6 protein-coding genes are annotated in these 7723 nt (G+C 42.0%); 1 reads left to right on the top strand and 5 read right to left on the bottom strand.

Annotation, left to right across the window (positions count from 1 at the left end; genetic code table 11):
- Window positions 1-1146: hypothetical protein (locus IH879_15895; GenBank protein MCH7676410.1), on the top strand; the 1146-nt coding region annotated here is incomplete at its 5' end.
- A 30-nt stretch (window positions 1147-1176) separates the two neighbouring features.
- Here IH879_15895 and IH879_15890 read toward each other — a convergent pair.
- The 5 genes from IH879_15890 to IH879_15870 form a co-directional block, all read right to left on the bottom strand.
- Entirely contained in the window at window positions 1177-2487 is a 1311-nt protein-coding gene (locus IH879_15890) for a family 10 glycosylhydrolase (protein MCH7676409.1), read from the bottom strand.
- A gap of 343 nt (window positions 2488-2830) precedes the next feature.
- Entirely contained in the window at window positions 2831-3331 is a 501-nt protein-coding gene (locus tag IH879_15885) for a hypothetical protein (protein ID MCH7676408.1), read from the bottom strand.
- A 27-nt stretch (window positions 3332-3358) separates the two neighbouring features.
- Window positions 3359-4855: a SpoVR family protein gene (locus tag IH879_15880; protein MCH7676407.1), complete on the bottom strand. Its 1497-nt coding sequence runs from the start codon at window positions 4853-4855 to the stop codon at window positions 3359-3361.
- Window positions 4856-4935: 80 nt separating this feature from the next.
- On the bottom strand, window positions 4936-6039 hold the full coding sequence (locus IH879_15875) for a DUF444 family protein (GenBank protein ID MCH7676406.1): 1104 nt from the start codon (window positions 6037-6039) through the stop codon (window positions 4936-4938).
- A gap of 9 nt (window positions 6040-6048) precedes the next feature.
- A partial coding sequence (locus IH879_15870; GenBank protein ID MCH7676405.1) for a serine protein kinase occupies window positions 6049-7723 on the bottom strand: 1675 nt, incomplete at its 5' end.

Here is a 7723-nt window from a genome sequence, read left to right as displayed (position 1 = left end):
CTTGCAGATTTTGGCAAGTATCTTGACAAAATGCTGGAAAAACAATTCTCAGGTAATCTTGACAAGAACTACGGAAAAGTTGTCCGCAAACTCGGCCTTTACCGGGGACCGGAAATTAAAGATTTCAAATCTTTGGCTAAGACAGTGATGCAGAGCCAGGCAGCGGCTTACTACGATCCGGCCACCAATACATTTTATGTCGTCATGCAGGACCTGCCGGAATCGGCGTTGGGCTCGGTTTATGCACACGAGCTTTATCACGGCTTTCAGGATCAGCATCACAATCTCGATGACTATTTACTTTCACCAGAGCAAGGAGAATTAAATGATGACGAGGTGCTCGCCCGTCAAGCAGTTGTCGAGGGCGAGGCTACCTATTTGATGACTTTATGGACTTTGAAGACTCAATTTGGCTCTGTTCCTGCGCCTGGGATGCTTGATATGGCAATTAAAATGCAGGCCAAACTGGATGTCAAAACAATGCTGCAAATGTTAAAAAGCAGCGTGGTTCCCTTGGCACATAGTGGAGACATTGAGAAAGCCATCAAAGCGATGGACGATATCCCTCCTTTCATGATTGAAACAATGGTGGGAGCTTATCTTAAAGGGATGGGTTTCGTATTCGAAATACAGAAGCAGGGCTGGAAAAAAGTTGATGAACTTTATAAAAATCCTCCGGTATCAACTGAACAAATACTCCACCCGGAAAAGTGGCTTGCCAATGAATTCCCGGTAAAGTTTGAGTGGCCTTCCTTTGAGCAGAAAATATTTTCTGATTGGAAGTTGCTTGAATCCAACACGATCGGCGAGATTCAATGGCGGATTATTTTTTCAGAACATAAAATGGCCGAAGCCGGGTTGACGGCTGCAGAAGGTTGGAACGGAGATTCCTTTGCAGTTTTGGAACACAAAAAAAACAGTGACTTATTGTTGTTGATTTACAGCAGTTGGGATTCTCAAACAGAAGCACAGGAATTCAGGGATGCCTATGAAAAACTTTTGAAAGTAAAATATCCGGAAGGAAATGAAACGATTAAGATTCAGTCAAATACAAATGACGTTTTAATCATCGAGGGCGGCAGCAAAAATAATATTGGGAGTCTACTTGAATTTATGAAGCGGGTAAAGAAGATAGAAAAAAATTGATACTGATTGAAAAACCACGCTGATAAAAAATTATTTAGCCAGGACAGGCAACTTGCTGGCGGGCTTTGATTCACCTTTAAGTATATCTCCTAATTCATCCCAGTACTTATATTTTTCAATCTGGCTGAAATCATAAACATATAAACCATCGTTAAGATTTATCGCTGTTCTTAAAGCTTTTTTAAAAGTGTCGGCATTGCTCTTAAATTGCTCAACCAGAAGAGAAGCGTGAACCGGACTCGCCTCACCAACCACTTCCCGGGCAATAATTGAGCTCCCTTCAACACTCATCCACCACTCGGCATCGACGTTCTCCGCTTCTTCCATGGTTATTCTCGGAAAAAAACAACCGACAACCAAATAATCAAATATTTCTGCTAAAGCAGTTTTCGGATAATCGCTGCTGGCCCAATCTTCCTCCGGCACATTGGTTTCGCTTGCCCAATTAACCCCGTATTCATAATAAGTTGGATACCAGGCGCCCACGAAATTTGCCACCGGAATTGCCGTGTCCACGCTGCGAACAGAATTAATCAGGCGTTTGAAAAATGATTGAATAGATTTCGACCTAAACTCCAACCACTCCTGGAAAAGCGGTCCGGGAATGATTTCCGATTCTTCATTTACCAATTTCAATTCATAGATTTCCTCCGGCCACCAGTTCACTTTTCGTCCTCCTCCAAGGAATTTTTCAAACTCGTTCTTTGAATGATCGGAAAAATCAGCTTCGATTCCGCTAAACCGCCCTTTATCGAAAATCAGCCCATCCACATTATAATTCTGAATGAATTCGTTCACGATGGCAATTTCATAATCCTGCACTTCCCGAAGCAAGGGGTTCGCAAACGCAGCCGTTCCATAACCCCATTCCGTGACCGGCGTCAAAGTGGGTTCTCCGTCCTCAATAACATAAACTCTTGTCTGCCAATCCAGACGATTTGTGTAGATTGGCCCTTTTCGTTCAACCAAATGACCTTCCGAGAAAAGCGAAAAGACGGCGTAGATTTCAATATTTCTTAGCCTGGCTTCATTGAGAAATACTTGTACGGGATCGAAACTCACAGGGAGTCGGGAACCTTGCCAATCGAACAACCGCGGCGCTTTTTTGCTTTTATAAATAACTTCCCCCGTAATTGTTTTAACACCTAATGCAATCGCTTTGAATCCAGAATCTCTCGCTTTATTGATGATATTAATAATTCCGTTTCGATTGGTAATTTGGCTGATATTTAGCAAGGGATCACACCAAAGAACGGCTATTTTATCATCATTTTGGGAATAAGCAGGACTTAAATGGTATGCTACAAGAGTGAGAGAAATCAGGGTAATTCGAATGAGCATTTTTATTTGAACTTAGATTAGAAATTTACTGAATCCCAAAGCAAGGATGCCTATAATACTTACAATCGTAGCGAGAACCAACTTTTCTTTTCTTAAAAAGAATGAAATGCCGATAGAAAAAAGCATCAAGCCCGCAAAAACAGAAAACCTTTGAGCGCTTAAACTCACTAGCAGGCAAAACACCCCCCAGATAATCCATTTTTCAGCGGGTGTAAGGCCCTTTTTATTTTTAGTTTTAATAGAAGTCATAAAAAGCCTATAGTAGGACCTATAAAAAGAAAAAGGCAGGATAGCTCACCTGCCTTCTAATTTAAGACAAAATTCTAAAACAATCAATAAATGATTATTGAGTTAACTCAATCGCTTTGACAAAATCATCGATTGTTCGGGTAAGGGTTTCATGGGTCAAATGAAATGTCGCGTTTTTTCTTTGCTTTTTTTGCTTGTCAAATACAACCCGTTCAAGGGCGACCCCTCTCCTGCCTTCAATCATAATTTCAAAATACGAAAGAGAAGAGTCGTTTTCTTCGGGAATACGGCTGCGCAGTTGAGCCTTAGACTGCAGGGAATCGATTTCAAACACTTCAATATTGTCAAGCAGATAAGTTAGATTAGATTTTAAAAAATCCGCTTGCTTTCTTAAACAATCTGACCCAGATTGTAAGTCATCAGACCGCTCAATTCGAAGGGTTTCCACAATAAAACTAAATTTGTCAAACTCTTTAACATTTATTTGAATCTTAAGCCCTTTGAGATCGCAACTAAATTGATAACCTGCATCATGACTCTTCTGTTTGCTGAGGTAATCTTGTAAACGTTGTACGGCTGCCTTTCCAGGTGTCATTTTTCACCTCACTAGTTTAACTGTTCGTCAATCAATTTCTATTTCACTGTGCTCTTGACCATCAAAGGTTAACTGAGTCTTGACCTCATCAACAATCGTTTCTAAATGAACCGGGCGAGTCCAGATTTTATATAAATTGGCCAAAGTGTCTCTGGCCTCACTCATTTTCAAATCCACGCCCTCATGTTTTTGTTTTAAGTATAACTCAGCGCGATTGAAATAGTTCGCATTTTCAACATAAATTGACGGTTGGCCAAAATTCGTCAGGCTAAAAAGCAGTTTTTGCTTGATGATTTGAAAATCTCTGTCAGAGATTTCATAGTAATCCGTCCGGTCATTAAATTCATACACAAAAAGGTTGTGTTGGCGGCAAAAGTCGGGCGTCAAAAATGCGTCGATAAACATCAAGTCGTTGTAAAGCTTGCGGACTTCAAAAATCTTTTCCTGACCGAGGCCGAGATTCTTGTCCCAGTTTTCTTTCACTTGCCAGTCTTCACATTCCTCATATTCTTTACCAAATTTCCCCTTATTCCATCTGTCTTCGATGTCACGAAACAGCTCCACACCCAACTTATAAGGATTCAATCTGCCGGTACTGGTCATCAGGGTTCCCGAGTGGTGGTCGGCGTAGTCAATCAATTCCGCGTCCGTCAGGCATTTTCTGGTCATGATCGTAGAGTGCCAATAAGTTGCCCACCCTTCGTTCATTATTTTTGTCTGACCTTGCGGACTGAAGTAATAAGCTTCGTCGCGGATGATTGAAAGGATATCAGCCTGCCATCTTTCCAAGGGTGCATATTCTAATAAAAATTGTAAAATATCGCGCTGCGGTTCCTCCGGAATTCTTTTTCTTTTTTCAAGTTCGCGTTTTTTTGATAGCTGCTTTTGCTCCTCAAGAAATTCTGCGGGATTTATAAACGAATCCATGTAAGACTTTTGGCTCTTGAGTCTGACTGGTGAACCATTTTCGGAATCTTCCTGCTGCTTCCCATTGACTTTGCCGTTATCCGCTTTGCGTTTAATATGCGGCAAATGCGGATCGATCAAATTCTCTAAAGACAGGCAGACCTCAATAAAATCTTCAACCGTTTCTTCGCCGTATTTTTCGACATAGCGACGAATCCGGGTGCCATGGTTAGCCATCTGGTCCATCATTTTCCGGTTGGTGTGCGAAAACCAGAGATTATTCTTAAAAAAATCACAATGACCGTAGACATGAGCCATCACAAGTTTTTGATCCACCAGGTTATTACATTTCATTAAATAAGCATAACAGGGATCGTTATTAATAACAAGCTCGTAAATTTTCTGCAGTCCATAGGAGTAGCCCTTGGAAAGTTCTTCATATTCCATCCCGAATCGCCAGTGAGGATAGCGAGTGGGGAAGCCGCCATAACTTGCCACTTCGTTCAACTCATCAAATTCAACCATCTCAAATATGGTCTCATAAAAGTCGAGGTTGTAGCTTTCGGCGTAGCCTCGAATTTCTTCTTTCTGAATTTCAAGTTCTTTTGGTAAATTCATCTGTGATTCAGCTTATTAATCTTATTAGTTTTGAGCGAATATCTAGAAGGGCTCAGACGGTATTTTGCGTTCAAAACTTTCTATCTTCCTTTGCCTAAGAATTCTTTGATCGAATCGTAAATGCCATCCTTATCCGGAATTTCAGACAAAACAATGTTTTCTTCATCAAGCAAAAAATCTTCTAAATCCCGGATGAATTGTCCGCTGCCGTATGGACTTTCGACCTGCCCATAACAAAAAAGATTTATCTTCGGCAGAAGGTTTTCCTTAAGCAGCATAACACATTCATCGGTGTCAATTTCGCCCCAATTGTCCCCATCAGAAAAATGGAATAGATAGATGTTCCATTCATTCGGATTATAAAATTCATTAATCATTTTGTCGGCGGTTTTGTAAGCCGAAGAGATGATCGTGCCACCGCTTTCCCGTGTATGATAAAATGTTTCTTTATCAACTTCGCGCGCAACTGCGTCATGAATAATATACCGGGTCTCGATATTTTTATACTGATAATTCAGCCAGGTATCTATCCAGAATGATTCAATCCGGACGATTTCCTTCTGTTCGTCGCCCATCGAACCGGAGACATCCATCATGTAGATGATAACAGCATTGCTTTCCGGCTTTGATGTTACTTTCCACGACCGATATCTTTTATCTTCGCGCACCGGAATTATCACAGGATCAAGCGGGTTGTAAGTACCCGAAATCAATTGCCGCTTTAGGGCTTGTTTGTAAGTTCTTTTGAAGTGACGCAGGGATTCCGGGCCGACCTGGCTGATTCCGGTATATTTATCCTTGTCAGAAGTAATGTTCTTTTTGCCCTTCGCTTCAATATTTGGCAGTTCCAATTCTTCCGCCAACATTTCAGCGAGTTCTTCCAGCGAAACATCGACCTCCAGAATGTGCTGCCCGGGCGCGTCACCGGCGCCGGGAATTTGGCCATCGTCGCCACGGCCAATTGGGGTGCCAATTTCACCTTTTCCTTGCCCGACGCCACCGGCTTTCTTGATGCTGTAACGAAAATGCGGCAGACGGATCTGGGGAACCGGGATGCTTACCAGCTCTTTACCCTTTTTCCCAATCAGCTCGCCCTGGGTAATATATTTTCGCAGATTTTTCTTTACTTTTCCACGAATGATCTGGCGGAATCGTGCCTGATCTTTGTCTATTTTTTTGACCATCGGAATAACTTATTGCAAAGATTCTTTAATGTCGCCGCGGGCGAAAATACTGGCCACGAAATTCAGCACGTCGGTCGCACAGACATCGCAGTAACCGTAATATTTAATCATCCGTGATTTAACCACGTCGATTTTTTCCTGGGTCTCTTTGTCTACTACACTCGAAATCAAAGTACTCAGTTTAATCGAATCTTTCTGATCTTCAAAAAGTTTGAGCTCGAGTGCCTTTTGCAGTCTTTCATTTGATCGGTAATCGAACGTCTTACCTTCAAGCGCCAAAGCCCCGATATAATTCATGATCTCACGGCGGAAATCATCTTTGCGGCTTTCGGGGATGTCAATCTTCTGCTCAATCGAGCGCATCAACCGTTCATCCGGCTCTTCATCCGCTCCAGTGTATTTGTTTCTCACTTTCTCTTTCTGGGTATATGCTTTCAGGTGATCGATGTAGTTGCCGCACAATCGAACCAAAGCTTCCTCATCGGCGGCAATCGCTCTCTGAACTTCAGTTTTAACGATATCCTCATATTCCTCTTTGACATCGCTCAATAACTCTCTATAACGCTTCCTTTGATCCTCACGGGTAACCAACGAGTGGTGCCGCAGACCTTCTTCCAGTTCATTCAAAACCATGAACGGATTCACGCAAGTTCCTCCTTCATCGGATACTAACGCATTTGAAATTTTATCCTGAATGTACCTCGGCGAAATGCCTTCCATCCCTTCTCGTACTGTCTCCAGACGCAATTCCTTAATATTATCTTCAGTAAATCCGGGCAGACTTTTGCCGTCGTACAGCTTTAATTTTTGCATTAATGTGAGCTGCGCCTTCTTCGGATCTTCTAATCGGGTCAGGACCGCCCACATGGATGCGAGTTCAAAAGTATGTGGCGCAATATGCTTGCCTCTGATTTTCTCTTTATCATAGTCTTTTTCATAGATCTTAATTTCATTCGAAAGTTTGGTAATATAGGGAACATCGATCTTGACCGTCCGATCTCGCAGGGCCTCCATAAATTCGTTGGACTGCAGTTTTTTATATTCCGGCTCATTCGTGTGTCCGATTATCACTTCATCAATATCCGTTTGGGCGAATTTTTTGGGTTTGATTTTGTGTTCTTGTGAGGCCCCAAGAAGGTCGTAGAGAAAAGCAACATCCAATTTCAGCACCTCGATGAACTCAACCAAGCCCCGGTTGGCAATATTCAGCTCGCCGTCAAAATTGAAAGCGCGGGGATCCGAGTCGGAACCATAGAGGGCAATTTTACGGTAATTGATATCTCCGGTAAGTTCGGTTGAATCTTGATTTTTTTCATCTTTTGGTTGAAAGGTCCCAATACCAACCCTATCTTTTTCGCTTATCACAATTCGCTTAACTCGAACGTGAGTTAAGATTTTTTCCAGGTTTCCTTTGTAATATTTTTCCAATTGTCTGTAAACGTATCTTGAGGCTGGATTTAAGTTGCCAGGAACAAAAATATGATTTTTAGCTGGTAACTTTTCATTGAGCTTTTCGATGTATTTGTACCTAAGAGGTTTAGGTAATATCTTGAGCGGGTCTTCATGCATCGGGCAAGACATGCTGTCAGTAAGGCCAAATAGTTGGGAAATGAGCTCCTTGCCTTCTGGCCAAAACCATTCATAGGAATACAAGGCCCCTTCGTCTATTCTTGAATAAGTTTCT

This window comes from candidate division KSB1 bacterium (genome assembly GCA_022562085.1).
Lineage (GTDB): Bacteria > Zhuqueibacterota > Zhuqueibacteria > Oceanimicrobiales > Oceanimicrobiaceae > Oceanimicrobium.
Note: the sequence above shows the minus strand (reverse complement) of the source record. Positions and strands in the feature narration are given on the sequence as shown.